Source organism: Nocardioides dubius (genome assembly GCF_039528155.1).
GTDB lineage: Bacteria > Actinomycetota > Actinomycetes > Propionibacteriales > Nocardioidaceae > Nocardioides > Nocardioides dubius.
In genome coordinates, this window is sequence record NZ_BAAALG010000004.1 from 46,521 (window position 1) to 64,512 (window position 17,992).

Below are 17,992 nucleotides of genomic sequence, written 5' to 3' on the forward strand. Positions count from 1 at the left end.
CGCCATGGGCGCGGTCGACCAGGCATCCGGCCAGGAAGCCCGGCATCGAGCCGCCGTGGCCGATCAACGGCCCGACGTCGGAGAGGCAGGTCCGGAAGCCCAGTCCGTGCGCGCCGCTGGCGACGCCGTCCAGGGTGCTCGAGCGGACCACGTACGCGGCCTCCAGCGCCTGCTTGCCCAGCACGTCGTGATGACCGTCGAGCAGGAACTGGCCCCAACGGAGCAGGTCGGCAGCCGTGCTCCAGAGCTGGCCGGCGGGCGCCATCGCACCGGTATCGGAGGCAGGCTCGGGGAGCAGCTCGCCGCGGTAGGGGTGCACGCTGTAGCCCCGGGCAGCAGGCTGCTGCGGGGAGAAGGTGGTCCGGCTCATCCCGAGTGGCGCGAGCAGGCGCTCCTGGACCAGGCTCCACCAGTCGGTGCCGCGCAGCCGGGCCGCGGCCTCCCCCAGCATCGCGAAGGCGAGGTTCGTGTAGTGGTAGCGGCTGCCCACCGGCACCGCGCCCGCAGGCTCGGCCTCGGCTGCCATCAGCGCAGCGAAGTCGCCGCGCCCTGCCCGCTCCCACCAGGCACCGCTGGGCTCCGCCTGCATCCCCGAGAGATGGCTGAGCAGGTCACCGACCCGCCGGTCGGCGTAGGGAACCGCACCGAGAACGTCGCCGATCGGGGTGTCGAGGCCGAGCTGCTCCTCGTCGACGAGCTGGAGCACCAGCACCGCGGTCAGGGTCTTGGTGATCGAGCCGATCCGGTACTGGACGTCGGCGGGATCTCCGGGCACGTCGCCGTACCCCTCGCACCACACCGGTCCGCCATCGCGGGCCAGCGCTCCGACGACCGAGGGCACCCGGCCGCGGGACTGGGCGTGGGCCAGCACCGCACGCAGCCGGCGCGCGGTGCCGGGCTCCACGCCCTGGATCACGCGAAGGCCTCGGGCGGCGGGCAGGAGCAGACCAGGTTGCGGTCGCCGTAGGCCTGGTCGATCCGGCCGACCGGGGGCCAGTACTTGTCGACGCTCACCCCGCTGGGGAAGACACCGGTCTCCCGCGAGTAGGCGCGGTCCCAGTCGCCGACCAGCTCACGGGTGGTGTGCGGCGCGGCCCGCAGCGGCGAGCTCTCCGGGGTCCACTCCCCTGCCGCGACCCGCGCGATCTCGCCGCGGATCGCGATCATCGCGTCACAGAACCGGTCGATCTCGGCCAGGTCCTCGGACTCGGTGGGCTCCACCATCAGGGTGCCCGCCACCGGGAAGGACATGGTCGGTGCGTGGAAGCCGTAGTCGATCAGCCGCTTGGCGACGTCGTCGACGCTGACCCCCGTCTCCTTGGAGAGCTGGCGCAGGTCCAGGATGCACTCGTGGGCCACCAGGCCGCCGTGACCGCGGTAGAGCACCGGGTAGTGCTCGTCGAGGCGCGCGGCGATGTAGTTGGCGGCGAGCACCGCGACCTCGGTGGCGCGGGTCAGCCCGGCGCCGCCCATCAGCCGCACGTAGGCCCAGGAGATCGGCAGGATGCCGGCCGAGCCGTAGGGTGCCGCGCTGATCGGGCCGATGCCGGCCCGCTTCTCGGCCTCGGGGTGGGCGCCGTGCGAGGGCAGGAACGGAGCCAGGTGCGCGCGGACCGCGACCGGACCGACGCCCGGGCCACCGCCGCCGTGGGGGATGCAGAACGTCTTGTGCAGGTTGAGGTGCGAGACGTCGCCGCCGAACTCGCCGGGCTTGGCGTGGCCCAGCAGGGCGTTGAAGTTGGCGCCGTCGACGTAGACCTGACCGCCGTGGGAGTGCACCAGCGCGCAGAGCTCGGTGATGGTGTCCTCGTAGGCACCGTGCGTCGAGGGGTAGGTGACCATGATCGCGGCCAGCGCGTCGGTGTGCTCCTCGCACTTGGCACGCAGGTCCGCGAGGTCGACGCTGCCGTCCTCGGCGGAGGCGACCACCACGACCCGCATCCCGGCCATCACCGCGGAGGCCGCATTGGTGCCGTGCGCGGACGACGGGATCAGGCAGACGTCGCGCTGGGTGTCGCCGTTGGCGTGGTGGTAGCCGCGGATCGCGAGCAGGCCGGCGAGCTCGCCCTGGGAGCCGGCGTTGGGCTGGATCGAGACCCGGTCGTAGCCGGTGACCTCGGCCAGCCAGCCCTCGAGGTCGGCGACCAGCTCGCGGTAGCCGAGCGCGGCGTCCGCCGGCGCGAACGGGTGCAGGTCGGCGAAGCCGGGCAGGCTGATCGGCTCCATCTCGGTGGTGGCGTTCAGCTTCATGGTGCACGAGCCGAGCGGGATCATGCCGCGGTCGAGCGCGTAGTCGCGACCGGCGAGCCGGTGCAGGTAGCGCAGCATCGCGGTCTCGCTGCGGTGCGCGTGGAAGACCTCGTGGGTGAGGTAGTCGGTGCTGCGGCGCAGGCCCTCGGGCAGCGTGTCGGCGACGACGACCGAGATCTGGTCGAGGTCGAGTCCGGTGGTCGCGACGCCGAAGGCGGCGAGCAGCGCCGTGATCGTGGCCTGGGTGGTCACCTCGGAGGTGGAGATGCCGACGGTGCCGGCGTCCACGAGGTGCAGATGGAGCCCCCGCTCGCGTGCTGCGGCCAGCACCTCCTCACCGCGGCCGGGAACCCGGACCCGGATCGTGTCGAAGAAGCTCTGGTGCACCAGCTCCAGGCCGGACTCGGCCAGCAGGTGCGCCAGCACGGTGGCGTAGCGGTGCGTGCGGGTGGCGATGGCGCGCAGGCCGTCGGGACCGTGGTAGACCGCGTACATCGAGGCAGCAACCGCGAGCAGCACCTGGGCGGTGCAGATGTTCGAGGTCGCCTTGTCGCGGCGGATGTGCTGCTCACGGGTCTGCAGGGCGAGGCGGTAGGCAGGGCGCCCGGCGGAGTCCACGGAGACGCCGACCAGACGGCCCGGGAGGTGACGCTCGAGGCCCTTGCTGACCGACATGTAGCCGGCGTGCGGACCGCCGTAGAACAGCGGGACGCCGAAGCGCTGCGAGGAGCCCACCGCGACGTCGGCGCCGAGGGTGCCGGGCGCCTCCAGCAGGGTCAGCGCGAGCAGGTCGGCGGCGACGACGGCGAGTGCGTTGCGCTCGTGCGCCGCCTCGATCACGGCACGCGGGTCGGCGATCCGGCCCGAGGCGCCCGGGTACTGGATGAGCACACCGCACAGCTCGCCCTCGGGCAGTCCCGCGGTGAGGTCGGCGACGACCACCTCGATGCCCATCGCCTCGGCCCGGGTGCGCACCACCTCGATGGTCTGCGGCAGGGCGTCGGCGTCGACGACGAACGGACCCGAGGCCTTGCGGTTGGCGCGGCGGACCAGGGTCATCGCCTCCGCTGCGGCCGTTCCCTCGTCGAGCAGCGACGAGTTCGCCACCGGCAGCCCGGTCAGGTCGCCGACCATGGTCTGGAAGTTGATCAGGGCCTCGAGTCGCCCCTGGCTGATCTCGGGCTGGTACGGCGTGTAGGCGGTGTACCAGCTCGGGTCCTCGAGCACGTTGCGGCGGATCACCGGCGGGGTCAGCGTGGCGTGGTAGCCGAGGCCGATCAGCGACTCCCCCGGCTCGTTGCGGGCCGCGAGGGCGCGCAGCTCCGCGGCCACCTGCTGCTCGCTGGCCACCTCGGGAAGCACCAGCGCGCGGTCGGTGCGGATGTCGGCCGGCAGTGCGGCCGCCATCAGGCTCGACAGCGAGTCGACGCCGACCCGGCCGAGCATGGTCGCCACGGCGTCGGCATCGGGGCCGATGTGGCGCCGCTCGAAGGGGACGGCGCCGTCGAGGGCGGAGAGGCTGAGCTGGTCGGACACGGGTCACTCCGGGGGTTAGGGAACACAGGTTCGCCTCCCCCTCTGTCACCTGCGCGCGATGCGTCGGCTCCAGAGTTGCCTGCCCTGCACGGTCCGGGCGCCTGAGAGGTTCCGGGGAGTGTTGCCCCTTCGGCGCTCCTGGCTCCCGAAGGGGCCAGAAGACTCTCCCGTGCGGGATAGTCAGCAGGAGGAATCTACCACCGCCACGGCGGTGGCCCAGCATGCGAAACGGGGCCGACAGCTGATGCTGTCGGCCCCGCTCGATGTCTCGTGGTGTCAGCCCGCCGAGCGCGCTGCGCGCCGAGCGGCGAGCTCGTCGCCGGCGCTGGGCTCGTCGGTCACCTCGGCCCGCTCGCTGGGCAGCTCCGCCAGCGACCCCTCGATCTCGCGCCAGACACCACCGATCGCAATGCCGAAGACGCCCTGGCCGCCCTGGAGGAGGTCGATGACCTCGTCGTTGCTGGTGCACTCGTAGACCGAGGCGCCGTCGCTCATCAGGGTGACGCGCGTCAGGTCGTCGGTACCTCGCTCGCGCAGATGCTGCACCGCGGTGCGAATCTGCTGCAGGGAGATGCCGGCGTCCAGGAGGCGCTTGATCACCTTGAGGATGAGGATGTCGCGGAAGCTGTACAGCCGCTGCGACCCGCTCCCGCTGGCGCCGCGGACGCTGGGCTCGATCAGGCCGGTACGGGCCCAGTAGTCGAGCTGGCGGTAGGTGATCCCGGCGGCGTTGCACGCGGTCGGGCCGCGGTAGCCGGCGTCGAGGGGCAGCGGCGAGACGTCATCGGTGAACAGCAGACCCTGTTCCTCGGCAGCCTGAACCGCCACTTCGTCTGTTGGGGTCTGTGGCGACCCGTTCTCGTTCACACGCACATTGACTCTCCGGTCCAATACTCCGTTGAGCGTAACTCCCGAGGGGGAAGGACGCCGACTCGGACCCGTTGGGGCGAGCACGGCTTGGAGTTACAACAGAGACGTCCACAAAGGTAAGCCGCTGATGGGGGTCGGTCAACGAACCACGCGGTGTGTCGCGACCCTCAACCTCAACTTGACAGTGACCCCAGGCTCAGGTGCTCTCGAAATCCTCGGGACTGACGTGATCGAGGAACTCGCGGAACTTCTCGACTTCCTCTTCCTGCTCCTCGGGTGCGGTGAGGCCGGCCTCGTCGAGGACGGCCTCATGGCACACGATCCGACTTCCGGTGCGCAGCGCGAGAGCGATCGAGTCGGACGGTCGCGCGCTGACCTCGACGCCCGAGGAGAGCACGAGGTTCGCGAAGAAGATGCCCTCGCGGACCTCGAGGATCTGCACCTCGAGCAACGAGTTGCCGGTCTCCTCGATCACGGTCTTCAACAGATCGTGGGTGAGCGGACGCGGCGGGACGACGCCCTGCTGGGCGAAGGCGATCGCGGTCGCCTCGACGGCACCGATCCAGATCGGCAGGTACCGCTCTCCGCCCACCTCGCGCAACAGCACGATCGGCTGGTTGGAAGGCATCTCCACCCGGACTCCGACGACGTCGACCTCACGCATGTGACTACCCTACTCGCTTCGTGGTCGGCGCCACGTCAGTCGTTCAGGCCGACCTTCACCAACGTGGCATGGAGCTTGACCGCCAGGGCTGCGACCTGCGCGGCGGTCTCCTCGGCACGCGCCTTGGCCGCGCCGTCGCGTCCGTTGCGCAACGGCGAGACGACCTGCTCCACTAGGCCCACCTCGCGGTCGGCGGCGGTCTTGAAGGCGCGCAGGTGCCGCGGCTCGAGCCCGAAGTCGGCCAGCTCCGCGGCGGTGCGCGCGATCACCAGGTCGTCGGCGTCGAACTGTCCCTTGCGGTCCGCTCGGACCAGGCCGTAGGACTCCAGCTGCTCGAGCAGCGCCTCGTCGATGCCGACCACCTTCACCAGCTCGCGCCGCGAGACCCGCAGGTCGGAGCGCTGCCGGAAGGAGTCGGCCGAGGGCAGGCCGTCATCGGCCAGCGCCACCTGCGGCACGACCGGGCCCACCGTCTCGATCGCCGGCGGCTCGAGGCCCCGGTCGATCGCATCCAGGTGCTCGCCGATCACCTTCAGCGGCAGGTAGTGGTCGCGCTGCATCCGCAGGATGTAGCGCAGCCGCTCGATGTCGGCGTGCCGGAACTTGCGGTAGCCCGCCGAGGTCCGCTCCGGGTCGATCAGCCCCTCGGCCTCCAGGAAGCGGATCTTGGAGATGGAGATGCCGGGAAAGTCCTCACGCAGATGCGCGAGCACCTCCCCGATGTTCATCCGCGCGCGGGGTGCTCCCGCGGCGGCGGCACCCGGTTCAGCCACCATGTCCCGTACGGCCGGTGAAGAAGACCAGACGGAACTTGCCGATCTGCACCTCGTCGCCGTCGGCGAGGATCACCTCGTCGATGCGGTCGCGGTTCACGTAGGTGCCGTTGAGGCTGCCGACGTCGCTGACCGTGAAGGTCAGGCCGGTGCGCTTGAACTCGGCGTGACGTCGCGAGACCGTGACGTCGTCGAGGAAGATCTCGCTCTCCGGGTGCCGGCCGGCGCTCACCACGTCGGTGTCGAGCAGGAACCGGGCCCCGGCGCTGGGACCGCGCTGCACCACCAGCAGGGCGTGGCCCTCCGGCAGCGCGTCGACGGCGGAGCTCTCCGCCTCGCCGACGCCGCGATCGTCGGGTTCCGTCGTCACACCGCTCGCACCAAAGCTGATCGTCGCCGTCGACTCGACCGGGGACTCGGCAGGAGCGCCTGCCGGTTCCGCAACGACGAGTCGCGTGCCGCACTGCGAGCAGAACCTGGCATCAGCGGGGTTCTGCTTGCCGCAGTTGGTGCAGAAAGGCATGGGCGGCCCCTCCTTGGATCGTGGTGAACCCTCAACAAAAAGTCGAGGTTTACGTCGTCAACCTATCAGCCGTCGAGTGAAGCCTGGTACGCCTCTGCGGAGAGCAGCGCGTCGACGTCGGCAGCGTCGGCCGGGCGGATCTCGAAGAGCCAGCCCTCGCCGTACGGGTCGGAGTTGACCAGCTCGGGCGTCGCGTCCAGCGCGGAGTTCGCGGCCACGATCTCGCCGCTGATCGGCGCGTAGACGTCGCTGACCGACTTGGTGGACTCCAGCTCGCCGATCGAGGCACCGGCGCTCACGCTCTCGCCGACCTCGGGCAGGGAGACGTAGACGATGTCGCCGAGGGCGTCCTGGGCGTAGTCGGTGATCCCGATCCGCACCGAGTCCGGGCTCTCGCCGGGGGTGCGCACCCACTCGTGCTCGACGGTGTACTTGAGGTCCTCGGGGTTCACGGCATGTCTCCTGGTTCGGTGATCGCAGTCAAGGTGGGAGGCTACTGGTCTTCGTCGGACTCGGCGAAGTCGGTCTCGGTGTCGCTGACGACGCTCTCGATGACGATGTCGTCGGAGCGCACGGACTCCAAGGTTCCGCCCACTCGCTCCACCCGCTCGGCGGGGCCGTCGGGGAAGACCAGGGCGTCGGCAAGGGTGGCCGGATCGCCGATCACGTCGATCTCGTAGGGGGCCTCGATCAGCCGGCCGTCGATGGTGATCCCCTGGGCGGTCTCCCCCACCGCGCTCTGGGCCACGAAGCGGACCTGGTCGTTGAACTCGATCGCCTCGGCGCCCGCCGCGCGGAGCTCCTGGATGGTGTCGAGCAGCAGGCTGGCCCGGACCTCGCCGGCGTCGTCGCTGATGGTGATCCGGACGCCGGGCCCCTGGGCCCCCAGCACCCCGGCCAGGATGCCGTAGACCTGCCGGTCCTGCTGCGCCTGCTCGAGTGCCGCCTGGCGCTGGCTGGTGTCGGACTGGAGGTCCTGCTGGGCGGCCCGCAGCCGCTCGATCTCGCGCTCGGCGCGCTGGGTGGAGGAGGAGAGGCCGTCGAAGACGCGGACCAGGTCGCCCTGGCGCAGCCCGGCGTACTGGTCGTCGCGCTCGTTGGACTGCACCTGCACCATGGCGGCGAAGCCGACCCCGGCGAGCACCAGGCCGATGATCCAGTGGCCCCGGGTGGGGCGACCGGTCGCCGCCCGCCAGAGCCGCTCGCGGCTGCCACGGGTCTCGTCGCCGGAGTCAGGGGCAGCAGCCTGCTCCTGGCTCGGGTCGGGGGTCTCGGGCTGATCAGGCATGGAAGAGATGCCGCCTGATCGCTGCCACGTTGGAGAAGATCCGGATGCCGAGCACCACGATCACCGCAGTCGCCAGCTGACCGCCGACGCCGAGCTTGTCGCCCAGGAAGACGATCGCGGCGGCGATCACCACGTTGCTGATGAAGGAGACGACGAAGACCTTGTCGTCGAAGATGCCGTCGAGGTAGGCGCGGAGACCACCGAAGACGGCGTCCAGCGCGGCCACCACCGCGATCGGCAGGTAGGGCTCGAGCCAGAGCGGGACGTCGGGCTGGAGCACGAGGCCCAGCACGATCCCGACCAGCAGGCCGAGTGCGGCGATCACGGAACCATTCTCCTGTTCTCCACTTGCGGGTCGTACACCTTCGCGAACCGTAGCTGCGGCCGGGCCCGGCCGGGCAGGTCCAGCGAGTCATCGTTGCGCATCTCGAAGACGAAGTCGAAGGCATTGCGCAGTCCGAGGAACGTGGCGCCCATCGTCGACTCCGCGAACCGGGACTGCAGGGTGTCCTGATCGCCGATGGCCTGGATCAGGTACGGCGGGCGCAACGGGTGCGTCTTGACGTGGATCGCCTGGTTCACCGTGCGGATGCCGGTGACCGCGGTGAGCCGCTGCCCGTTGATCACGATCGCCTCGGCACCCGCCTGCCACAGCCCCGAGACCAGGGTGGCGAGATCCTCGTCGCGCACCACGCCGTCGCCGCTTCCGTCGGCCGAGTCGTCGAGGGTGACCTCGACGCCCTCGCCCTGGGCGGCCGCGTAGCCGCTGATCAGGCGCAGGTCCTCGACCTCACGGGTCAGCGAGCGCTCGCGCTCCTCCAGTGCCTTGAGGTCCTCGGCGAGCTGGGTGTTGCCCTCGCGCAGGTCGCCGACCTGGGTCTGCTTGGCGGCGAGGTCCTCGCGGGCGACGCCGATCTGGCGGATCACCACCTGGCGGCCGTCCTCGGTGGCTGCGGCCTCGCGGGAGGTCTGCACACCGGCGATCACGATCAGCAGGCCGAAGAGCGCGACGATGACCGCGGCTGCGCGGTGCGATCCCCCGGCCTGCTTCGGCAGCCCCTGGCGCGCCCGTCGCGCCGCGACGTGCTCGTAGTCCTCGTCGAGGGAGGCGTTGGTGATGCGGGCCAGCAGTGGGGCCTGCGGGTCAACTGACATCGCCACTCTCCACGGGTCTGGGCGTCGTGCGCAGCAAGGTGCGCACCTGCCAGGCGTAGAGGATGCCGGCCCACCAGTAGAGGCCGATGCCCCAGAACGCGAACGCCCAGCCGAAGACGTTGGCCAGCATGGCGATGGTGCCGTCGCCGTCCCCGAGCAGGAGCAGGGGGAAGGCATAGAGCAGGTTGAAGGTGGCCGCCTTGCCGAGGAAGTGCACCGGCAGCGCGCTGTAGCCGCGGGTGCGCAGGAACGGCACCAGCCCCCACAGCAGCAGGTCGCGCAGCGGCAGCAGGATCGCCACCCACCACGGGATCACGTCACGCAGTGCCAACCCGACGACCACGGCCAGGATGTAGAGCCGGTCCGCGACCGGGTCCAGCACCTGCCCGAGCTGGGAGAACTGGTTGAGCCGGCGGGCCAGGAAGCCATCGAGCCAGTCCGTGACGCCGGAGACCATCAGCAGGGCCAGTGCCCAACCGTCGGCCTCGGGGCCCAGCACCAGCCACAGGAAGACCGGCACCCCGGCCAGCCGGAGCATGCTCAAGGCATTGGGGACCGTCCAGATCCGAGGGCTCGTCCGCTCGACGTCCTGCACTACAACCAGCCGATCTCCGACTCCGACAATGGGGCGGGACCAACCCTAGGGCACGTCGAGGTGTGCCCCGTCGCGGATCTCCCCGACGAGCTCCTCGAGCACGTCCTCCAGGGTGACGAAGCCGATCGTGCGCCCGTCGTCGGTGACCACGCGGGCCATGTGCGCGCCCTTGCGCTGCAACGTCTCCAGCGCGTCGTGCAGCATCTCGGTGGGCCGCACGTTGGCGAACGGGTGGAACCACTTGTCGTCGACGCGGCGCTCGCGGCGGGCGACGTCGGTCTCCAGGACGTCCTTGAGATGCAGGTAGCCGATCGCGTCGCCGTCGTCGTCGAGCACCGGGAAGCGGGAGAAGCCGGTCGCCGCGCAGACCTCCTCGACGTCGGCGGCCGTGCACGCACGCGGCAGCGTGGTCATCGTCTCGACCGGCAGCAGCACCGAGGCGACGGTCCGCTCGGTGAAGCCGAGCGCACCGGCCAGCCGGTCGTACTCCCCCTGGGCCAGCAGGCCCTCGCCGCGCGACTCCTCGACCAGGGCCGCCACCTCCTCGCGGGTGAAGGTCGAGGAGACCTCGTTCTTCGGCTCGACGCGCATGGTGCGCAGCACCAGGTTCGCGAAGGCGTTGAGGGTGACGATCAGCGGCTTGAGCAGGGTGACGATCACCATCATCGGCGGACCGAGGATGATCGCGGCCCGGTCAGGCCCGGCGATCGCGATGTTCTTGGGCACCATCTCGCCGAGCACCACGTGCAGGTAGACCACGATGCACAACGCGATCACGAAGGCGATCGGATGCTGCAGGTCGTGCGGGACGCCGACCTTGGCGAAGAGCGGCTCCAACAGGTGTGCCACGGCGGGCTCGCCGACGGCACCGAGGCCGAGTGAGCAGATGGTGATGCCCAGCTGGGCGCCCGCCATCACCAGGGAGACGTTCTCCATGGCGCGCAGGGTGGTCTGTGCCATCGCGGAGCCCGCGGCGGCCTTGGGCTCGATCTGGGTGCGCCGGGCCGAGACCAGCGCGAACTCGGCGCCCACGAAGAAGGCGTTGAAGGCCAGCAGGGCGATGGCGATGCCGACCGCGGTGAGGTCACTCATCGTCGTCCACCTCCTCGGCGTCGCGGACCGAGAGTCTGATCCGGTCCACCCGCAGCGCGTCCATGTGCTCCACGCGGAGCGTGACGATCTGGTCCGGCGCATCGTCGTCGGAGCGGCCCACCGTGGACTCCAGGGTCAGCTCGACGACGTCGCCGGCGACCGGGATCTTGCCGATCTCGCGGACCAGGAGCCCGGCCACGGTGTCGTAGTCCTCGTTCTCGGGAAGGGTGATCCCGGTGATGTCCTCGACCTCGTCGGGGCGCAGCAGCCCGGACAGCGACCAGCTGCCGTCGCGGCGCTGCCGGGCCCGCGAGCCGAGCCGGTCGTGCTCGTCGGAGATGTCGCCGACGATCTCCTCGACGACGTCCTCCAGGGTGACGATGCCGGACTGGCCGCCGTACTCGTCGAGGACCACGGCGAGCTGGAAGCCGTCGCGACGCAGCAGGGCGAGCAGCGGGTCGAGCTTGATCGAGTCCGGCACCACGATCGGCTTAACCATGATGTGCTTGACCCGGGTGGTGGCCCGCTCGTGCAGCGGCAGCGCGACGGCGTGCTTCACGTGCACGGTGCCGACCACGAGGTCGTGCTCGTCGAGCACCGGGAACCGGGAGTGCCCGGTGCTGCGGGTCAGCTCGATCACGGCGCTGGCGCGCTCGGTGGCGTCGAGGCTGACGGTGCGCATCCGCGGCGTCATGATCTCGGCGGCGGTGCGGGTGGAGAACTCCACCGAGCGCTCCATCAGCTCGGCGGTGTCCGCGTCGAGCGTGCCCTCGTCGGCCGAGCGGGCGATCAGCGAGGCGAGCTCACTGGAGCTGCGTGCCGAGCGCAGCTCCTCCTGGGGCTCCACGCCCAGGCGGCGCACCAGCGAGTTCGCCGAGGAGTTGAGGAAGCGGATCGGGACCGCGTTGATCGCGGTGAAGCCACGCATCAGGTGCTGGGTGGCCTTCGCCGTGGCGAGCGGCATCGCGATCGCCAGGTTCTTGGGCACCAGCTCACCGAAGATCATCGTGCCTGCGGTGCTCAGCGCCAGGGCGAGACCCAGTGCGGTCGGCGAGACGGCGCTGTCGGGCACCCCCAGCGCGGTCAGCGGCGGGTCGAGCAGCCGGGCCAGCGCGGGCTCGGCCAGGAAGCCGATCGCCAGGTTGGTCACGGTGATCCCGACCTGGGCACCGGAGAGCTGGGTGGAGAGGTGGCGCAGCGCCTTCTGCACGCCCACTGCCCCGGCGTCACCGGCGGCAGCGGCAGTGTCCACCGCGCTGCGGTCGACGGTGACGAAGGCGAACTCGGCGGCGACGAAGACGCCACACGCAATGACCAGCAGCACGGCCACGCCGAGCAGGATCCATTCGGTCAGCAACGCTCTCCCCCGATTTCGGGATCAACGAGCAAGGGACTTTGAGAACCGTCCATGAGGGTGGGTCAGGCTGCTTTCTGTGGAGTTGCGGTGCGTCGTGCCCAGCAAGCCTAGCGAAACCCCGGCACAACCCTCAATGTGACCTCAGCGCCCGCAACTCGGTGAGTTTTGGGCGCTGAGGTCACATTGAGCGGGGGTTGACGGCGTCAGACGTTGCGGCGGTACTGGCCGCCGACCTCGAAGAAGGCCTCGGTGACCTGCTGCAGCGAGCAGACCCGAGCGGCGTCCATCAGCACGGCGAAGACGTTCTCGCCGTTGACGGCGGCCGCCTTGAGCCGGGCGATCGCGGCGTCGGCCTCGCTGCGGTGGGTCTGCTGGTAGGCGCGGACCCGCGCCAGCTGCGACTCCTTCTCGGCCTCGGTCGCACGGGCCAGCTCGACCGTGTGCTCCTCGGTGTCCTCGTGCGGGTTGCGGAAGGTGTTCACGCCGACGATCGGCAGCGAGCCGTCGTGCTTCTTGTGCTCGTAGAGCATCGACTCGTCCTGGATCCGGCCACGCTGGTAGCCGGTCTCCATCGCGCCGAGGACGCCGCCGCGCTCGCTGATCCGGTCGAACTCGGCCAGCACGGCCTGCTCCACCAGGTCGGTCAGCTCGTCGATGATGTACGAGCCCTGGAGCGGGTTCTCGTTCATCGCCAGCCCCCACTCGCGGTTGATGATCAGCTGGATCGCCAGCGCCCGGCGCACCGACTCCTCGGTGGGCGTGGTGACCGCCTCGTCGTAGGCGTTGGTGTGCAGGCTGTTGGCGTTGTCGTAGATCGCGATCAGGGCCTGCAGCGTGGTCCGGATGTCGTTGAAGTTCATCTCCTGCGCGTGCAGCGAGCGCCCCGACGTCTGGACGTGGTACTTGAGCTTCTGCGAGCGCTCGCCGGCGCCGTACTTCTCCTTCATCGCCACCGCCCAGATCCGGCGTGCCACCCGACCGATCACCGAGTACTCCGGGTCCATGCCGTTGGAGAAGAAGAACGAGAGGTTGGGCGCGAAGTCGTCGATCTTCATGCCGCGGGCGAGGTACGCCTCGACGTAGGTGAAGCCGTTGGCCAGGGTGAAGGCGAGCTGGCTGATCGGGTTCGCTCCGGCCTCGGCGATGTGGTAGCCCGAGATCGAGACCGAGTAGAAGTTGCGGACCTGGTGCTGGATGAACCACTCCTGGATGTCGGCCATCATCCGCAGGCTGAACTCGGTGGAGAACAGGCAGGTGTTCTGGCCCTGGTCCTCCTTGAGGATGTCGGCCTGCACGGTGCCGCGCACGTTGGCCACCGCGTAGGCGGCGAGCTGCGCGCGCTCCTCGGCCGACGGCTCGCGGCCCTCCTTCGCCCGGAACGCGTCGACCTGCTGGTCGATGGCGGTGTTGAGGAAGAAGGCCAGCACGGTCGGCGCCGGGCCGTTGATGGTCATCGAGACGCTGGTCGTCGGCGAGACCAGGTCGAAGCCGTCGTAGAGCACCTTCATGTCGTCGAGGGTGGCCACCGAGACGCCGGAGGTGCCGACCTTGCCGTAGACGTCGGGGCGCGGGTCGGGGTCGCGACCGTAGAGGGTGACGGAGTCGAACGCGGTGGACAGGCGGGTCGCCTCGCCCTCCTGCGAGAGGATCTTGAAGCGACGGTTGGTACGCGCCGGGTCGCCCTCACCGGCGAACATCCGGGCCGGGTCCTCGCCGTCACGCTTGAACGGGAAGACACCCGCGGTGAACGGGAAGTAGCCGGGCAGGTTCTCCTTGCGCCAGTAGCGGACCAGCTCGCCGCGGTCGGTGAAGCGCGGCAGCGCCACCCGGGGAACCTTGGTTCCCGACAGCGACTCCTTGGTGAGCGTGGTGACGATCTCCTTGTCGCGGACCTTCACCACCTGCTCGTCGCCGGAGTAGGACTCCACGACGTCGGCCCAGCCGTCGATCTGGTCCGCGACCTCGTGCGGCACCTGCTTGCGGGCGGCCTCCAGCAGGGCCGGCACGCCACCACCCTCGATCTCGGCGGCGGCGAGGTCGGCGGTGACCTCCTCGAGACGCTGCACCTTGCGCACCGAGTCGATCAGGGTCTCGGTCTCGGCGTGGTACTCGCGCACCGAGTCCGCGATCTCGGCCAGGTAGCGCACCCGGCTGGTGGGGACCACCTGGGCGATGCCCGAGGAGTGCTTGACGGCGACCGGGGCGAGCGTGCCCTCGGAGACGGTCAGCCCGTGCTCGACCAGGGCGTCGCGCAGGTGCTGGTAGAGGGCGGTGACGCCGTCGTCGTTGAAGGTCGCGGCGGACGTGCCGTAGACCGGCATCGCCTCGGGGCCCTGGCCGAACGCCTCGCGGTTGCGGACCAGCTGACGGCCGACGTCGCGCAGGGCATCCTTGGCACCACGCCGCTCGAACTTGTTGATCGCCACGGTGTCCGCGAAGTCGAGCATGTCGATCTTCTCCAGCTGCGAGGCAGCGCCGAACTCCGGCGTCATCACGTACATGGAGTGATCCACGAAGGGCAGGATGCCGGCGTCACCCTGGCCGATGCCGGGGGTCTCCACGATCACCAGGTCGTAGCCGGCGGCCTTGACGACGCTGATCACGTCGGTCAGGCCCTCGGGCACCTCGTGGCTGCCGCGGGTCGCGAGCGAGCGGAAGAAGACCGGGGTCTCGCCGTGCGGGTTGTGCAGGGCGTTCATCCGGATCCGGTCGCCGAGCAGCGCACCGCCGCCACGACGACGGGTCGGGTCGACGGCGATCACGGCGATCTTGATCTTGTCCTGCTGGTCGGTGCGGAAGCGGCGCACCAGCTCGTCGGTCAGGCTGGACTTGCCGGAGCCTCCGGTGCCGGTGATGCCGAGCACCGGCACCACGCGGCCGGCCGCGGCGGCGTTGATGGCGTCGAGGAAGTCGGCCGGGAGCTCGCCGAGCTCGGCGCCGGTGATGGCGCGGGCGACCGAGAAGCGGTCGCCGGTGAGCACGGCCTCGGCGCTGACCTGGCTGTCCTGCCACAGGTCGACGTCGCAGGCCTCGATCATCGAGTTGATCATGCCGACCAGGCCGAGTCGCTGACCGTCCTCGGGCGAGAAGATGGTGACGCCGCTCTTGCGCAGGCGGGCGATCTCCTCGGGGACGATCACGCCGCCGCCACCGCCGTAGACCTTGATGTGGCCGGCGCCGCGCTCGGCCAGCGACTGCACCAGGTACTCGAAGTACTCGACGTGGCCGCCCTGGTAGGACGAGACCGCGACACCCTGCACGTCCTCCTCGATCGCGGCCTCGACGACCTCCTGGACCGAGCGGTTGTGTCCGAGGTGGATCACCTCGGCGCCCTGCGACTGCAGGATGCGCCGCATGATGTTGATCGACGCGTCGTGGCCATCGAAGAGGCTCGAGGCGGTGACGAACCGAACCGGGTGCTTCGGCTGGTGCAAGGCGTTGGTGCTCACAGGGCGCTCCGCATTCAACTAGTAGGACTTCCAACTAAATAGTAGGACGTCCAAGCAATTTGCGGCAACACAGGGTGACGGCGATCACCACGGCCTGCGCGGGAGCGCTCCGGATCAGCGCCCGAGAGCGGTCCGCAGCTGCGCCTCGAGGGTGGCGCGCGCGGTCACCAGCGAGGGGCCGTACCAGGTCAGCAGCCGCCCTTCGACCAGGGCCGTGGGCGTCGCGAAGGCCTCGGGGCCGTCCTCGGCGGAGAAGACGTACGGCTCATCGGGCAGGATCACCAGGTCGACGCCCGCCGCCTCGATCGCCGCGACGTCGACGCTCGGGTAGCGCTCCTCGGCGTCACCGAAGGCGTTCTCGACGCCGAGCCGGGACAGCAGGTCGCCGGTGAAGGTGTCGCGGCCGACCACCATCCACGGGTCGCGCCAGATCGGCACCGCCGCCCGGGCCCAGGTCTCACCGGGCGCCGCCCAGACCTCCCGGGCATGCGCCAGCCACTCCGGCTCAGCGAGCCCGAGCGCCTCGAAGAGTCGCGCCATCGAGCCGATCGACTCGCCGACGGTCTCGATCCTGGTCACCCAGACCTCGATCCCCCGCTCCCGCAGCCGACGCACGTCGAGCTCACGGTTCTCCTCCTGGTTGGCGATCACCAGGTCGGGCGCCAGGTCGGCGATCGCGTTCAGGTTCGGGTTCTTGGTGCCGCGCACCCGGGCCACATCCAGCCCGGCGGGATGCGTGCACCAGTCCGTGGCACCGACCAGCAGCCCCGGGGCGGTGGCCGCGATCGCCTCGGTCAGCGAGGGCACCAGCGAGACGATGCGGCGCGCCTCGCCCAGCTCGACCTCGTGGCCCAGGTCGTCGTGCATCAGGCGTCCCGCGCCGCCGCCGCGAAGGCCGCGATCCGGAAGGAGTCCTTCTCCCCCGGAGCGCTCTCGACGCCACTGGAGACGTCGACGCCCCACGGCTTCGCGGTGGCGATCGCCTCGGCGACGTTGTCCGGGTTGAGGCCACCGGCCAGCAGCCACTTGCCGGCCGGGGCGCGCTCGACGAGGGCGCTCAGGTCCCAGGTCTCCCCCGAGCCGGGCTTGGGTGCGTCCAGCAGCAGCACCTCCTCACCGAAGGCGCCGACGCTGAGGTCGGGGTCGTCGGCCAGCGAGGTGGCCCGCCAGACCCGGGGCACGATCGCCAGGGCGTCGGCGAAGGCGGCGGCGTCGTAGCGCGGGCCGTGCAGCTGGACGACGTCGATGCCGACCTGCTGGGCGATCCGCGCCGCCTCGTCGGCCGGCATGTCGTTGACCACCAGCACCGTGTCGGCGCGCCCGGCGACCACCGCGACCAGACGTCGCGCCTGATCGACGTCCACCCGCCGCGAGCTGGTCCGGTTCATCACGAACCCGATCGCGTCGGCACCCGAGGCCAGCGCGACCTCGATGTGCTCAGCAGTGCGCAGGCCACAGATCTTCAGGTACACACGGCGATTCTCGCACCTCGGACCTACTCGCCGCCCGCGGAGGATCAGCCGGCAACCGGCTCCCGCTCCACGGCACGGCGCGAGACCATCCAGCCGAAGGCGGGCGCGATCACGTACATCACGATCGAGTAGACCGCTGCCGGCACGGCGACCGTGGAGTTGTCGAGGACGCTCAACGCGATCGCGAGCGCGATCGTGGTGTTGTGGATGCCGACCTCCATCGAGCAGGCGACCGCCTGCGCCCGGCCGAGCCGCAGCAGGACCGCCACCAGGTAGCCGAGCGAGAGGCTGAGCAGGCAGATCAGGACGACCACGACGCCGATGTCGGCGAAGTAGTCGACGACGTTCTCCCGCTCGCCGATGATGGCGCCGATCGCCACCAGGGCCAGCACGGTGATCGAGAAGATCCGCACCGGGCGGTCTGCGGCGACCGCGAAGGCCTGGTTGCGCGCCCGCACCGCCATCCCGATCGCGACCGGCACCAGCACGATGGCGATCACCTGCAGCACCTTGGCGTACTGCAGGCCGAGCTCGCCCTCGGCGCCGAAGCTGTCGATGGACAGGTTCACCACGATCGGAATGGTGACCGCGGCGAGCACGGAGTTGACCGCCGTCAGCGAGATGTTGAGGGCGACGTCGCCATGGAACAGATGACTGAGCAGGTTCGCGGTCGTCCCACCCGGAGAGGCGACCAGGAGCATCACGCCGACCGCGAGCAGCGGTGGCAGGTCGAAGGCCTTGACCAGCCCGAAGGCGATCAGCGGCAGCACCAGGACCTGGACGACCAGCGCGGCGACGACGGCCTTGGGCTCACGCGCGACCCGGGCGAAGTCGCCCAGGGTCAACGAGAGCCCCAGTCCGAACATGATGATGGCAAGGGCGATCGGCAGCCCGACGGTGATCAGCGCGGAGTCCTGCATGACGCGTGATCCAACCATCCCTGGCCGGAAAACTCACCCGTTGACAGC

At 70.2% G+C, this 17,992-nt stretch carries 17 protein-coding genes, 1 pseudogene and 1 riboswitch; all 18 genes and pseudogenes read right to left on the minus strand.

From position 1 onward, the window contains the following. A partial coding sequence (locus ABD151_RS06425) for a serine hydrolase domain-containing protein (RefSeq protein WP_343992483.1) occupies window positions 1-916 on the minus strand: 916 nt, incomplete at its 3' end. Further along, window positions 913-3,696 carry an aminomethyl-transferring glycine dehydrogenase gene (gcvP, locus tag ABD151_RS06430; RefSeq protein ID WP_415629888.1) on the minus strand — a complete coding sequence of 928 codons (2,784 nt, stop codon included), beginning with the start codon at window positions 3,694-3,696 and terminating at the stop codon, window positions 913-915. The genes ABD151_RS06425 and gcvP, both read right to left, overlap by 4 nt. A 169-nt stretch (window positions 3,697-3,865) precedes the next feature. Further along, window positions 3,866-3,966, minus strand: a riboswitch (glycine riboswitch). Between the two features lie 96 nt (window positions 3,967-4,062). Continuing rightward, complete coding sequence (locus tag ABD151_RS06435) at window positions 4,063-4,659, minus strand: MerR family transcriptional regulator (RefSeq protein WP_415629866.1); 597 nt, start codon at window positions 4,657-4,659, stop codon at window positions 4,063-4,065. A gap of 193 nt (window positions 4,660-4,852) precedes the next feature. Continuing rightward, window positions 4,853-5,320: a bifunctional nuclease family protein gene (locus tag ABD151_RS06440; RefSeq protein ID WP_343992489.1), complete on the minus strand. Its 468-nt coding sequence runs from the start codon at window positions 5,318-5,320 to the stop codon at window positions 4,853-4,855. 35 nt (window positions 5,321-5,355) lie between these two features. Next, window positions 5,356-6,093: a transcriptional regulator FtsR gene (ftsR, locus tag ABD151_RS06445; RefSeq protein WP_343992491.1), complete on the minus strand. Its 738-nt coding sequence runs from the start codon at window positions 6,091-6,093 to the stop codon at window positions 5,356-5,358. Further along, window positions 6,086-6,463 carry an FHA domain-containing protein gene (locus ABD151_RS06450; RefSeq protein ID WP_425571872.1) on the minus strand — a complete coding sequence of 126 codons (378 nt, stop codon included), beginning with the start codon at window positions 6,461-6,463 and terminating at the stop codon, window positions 6,086-6,088. The genes ftsR and ABD151_RS06450 overlap by 8 nt, the downstream gene beginning before the upstream one ends. An 81-nt stretch (window positions 6,464-6,544) precedes the next feature. Beyond that, window positions 6,545-6,616, minus strand: a pseudogene (locus ABD151_RS21935) (zinc-ribbon domain-containing protein); the annotation flags it as partial. A 65-nt stretch (window positions 6,617-6,681) separates the two neighbouring features. After that, window positions 6,682-7,068 (minus strand): glycine cleavage system protein GcvH, encoded by a 387-nt coding sequence (gene gcvH / locus ABD151_RS06455; RefSeq protein ID WP_343992495.1) that lies wholly within the window; start codon window positions 7,066-7,068, stop codon window positions 6,682-6,684. Between the two features lie 41 nt (window positions 7,069-7,109). Next, the gene (locus ABD151_RS06460) at window positions 7,110-7,904 is read right to left on the minus strand and encodes a DUF881 domain-containing protein (RefSeq protein ID WP_343992497.1); all 795 of its coding nucleotides are present in this window, start codon (window positions 7,902-7,904) and stop codon (window positions 7,110-7,112) included. Continuing rightward, entirely contained in the window at window positions 7,897-8,229 is a 333-nt protein-coding gene (locus tag ABD151_RS06465; RefSeq protein ID WP_343992499.1) for a small basic family protein, read from the minus strand. The genes ABD151_RS06460 and ABD151_RS06465 overlap by 8 nt, the downstream gene beginning before the upstream one ends. Then, window positions 8,226-9,059: a DUF881 domain-containing protein gene (locus ABD151_RS06470; RefSeq protein WP_343992501.1), complete on the minus strand. Its 834-nt coding sequence runs from the start codon at window positions 9,057-9,059 to the stop codon at window positions 8,226-8,228. The genes ABD151_RS06465 and ABD151_RS06470 overlap by 4 nt, the downstream gene beginning before the upstream one ends. After that, window positions 9,049-9,684 (minus strand): cardiolipin synthase ClsA, encoded by a 636-nt coding sequence (clsA, locus tag ABD151_RS06475; RefSeq protein WP_415629889.1) that lies wholly within the window; start codon window positions 9,682-9,684, stop codon window positions 9,049-9,051. Before clsA ends, ABD151_RS06470 begins: the two co-directional genes overlap by 11 nt. A 15-nt stretch (window positions 9,685-9,699) precedes the next feature. Then, window positions 9,700-10,746, minus strand: a complete 1,047-nt coding sequence (locus ABD151_RS06480) for a hemolysin family protein (RefSeq protein WP_343992505.1) — start codon at window positions 10,744-10,746, stop codon at window positions 9,700-9,702. Further along, on the minus strand, window positions 10,739-12,103 hold the full coding sequence (locus ABD151_RS06485; protein WP_343992507.1) for a hemolysin family protein: 1,365 nt from the start codon (window positions 12,101-12,103) through the stop codon (window positions 10,739-10,741). Before ABD151_RS06485 ends, ABD151_RS06480 begins: the two co-directional genes overlap by 8 nt. A gap of 203 nt (window positions 12,104-12,306) precedes the next feature. After that, window positions 12,307-15,552, minus strand: a complete 3,246-nt coding sequence (gene icmF, locus ABD151_RS06490) for a fused isobutyryl-CoA mutase/GTPase IcmF (protein WP_343992509.1) — start codon at window positions 15,550-15,552, stop codon at window positions 12,307-12,309. A 114-nt stretch (window positions 15,553-15,666) separates the two neighbouring features. Beyond that, window positions 15,667-16,419 carry a helical backbone metal receptor gene (locus ABD151_RS06495; RefSeq protein ID WP_343992511.1) on the minus strand — a complete coding sequence of 251 codons (753 nt, stop codon included), beginning with the start codon at window positions 16,417-16,419 and terminating at the stop codon, window positions 15,667-15,669. Continuing rightward, window positions 16,419-17,024, minus strand: a complete 606-nt coding sequence (locus ABD151_RS06500; protein WP_343992513.1) for a phosphoribosylanthranilate isomerase — start codon at window positions 17,022-17,024, stop codon at window positions 16,419-16,421. Before ABD151_RS06500 ends, ABD151_RS06495 begins: the two co-directional genes overlap by 1 nt. A gap of 44 nt (window positions 17,025-17,068) precedes the next feature. Continuing rightward, window positions 17,069-17,944: a bile acid:sodium symporter family protein gene (locus ABD151_RS06505; RefSeq protein WP_343992515.1), complete on the minus strand. Its 876-nt coding sequence runs from the start codon at window positions 17,942-17,944 to the stop codon at window positions 17,069-17,071. Window positions 17,945-17,992 lie beyond the last annotated feature (48 nt).

Bases quoted from the DNA above. Each gene is read 5' to 3' on its own strand.
- ABD151_RS06505 (WP_343992515.1), bottom strand. From the start codon at position 17,944: ATGCAGGACTCCGCGCTGATCACCGTCGGGCTGCCGATCGCCCTTGCC.
- ABD151_RS06470 (WP_343992501.1), bottom strand. From the start codon at position 9,059: ATGTCAGTTGACCCGCAGGCCCCACTGCTGGCCCGCATCACCAACGCC.
- gcvP (WP_415629888.1), bottom strand. From the start codon at position 3,696: ATGCTCGGCCGGGTCGGCGTCGACTCGCTGTCGAGCCTGATGGCGGCC.
- ABD151_RS06460 (WP_343992497.1), bottom strand. From the start codon at position 7,904: ATGCCTGATCAGCCCGAGACCCCCGACCCGAGCCAGGAGCAGGCTGCT.
- ABD151_RS06440 (WP_343992489.1), bottom strand. From the start codon at position 5,320: ATGCGTGAGGTCGACGTCGTCGGAGTCCGGGTGGAGATGCCTTCCAAC.
- ABD151_RS06495 (WP_343992511.1), bottom strand. From the start codon at position 16,419: ATGCACGACGACCTGGGCCACGAGGTCGAGCTGGGCGAGGCGCGCCGC.
- ABD151_RS06480 (WP_343992505.1), bottom strand. From the start codon at position 10,746: ATGAGTGACCTCACCGCGGTCGGCATCGCCATCGCCCTGCTGGCCTTC.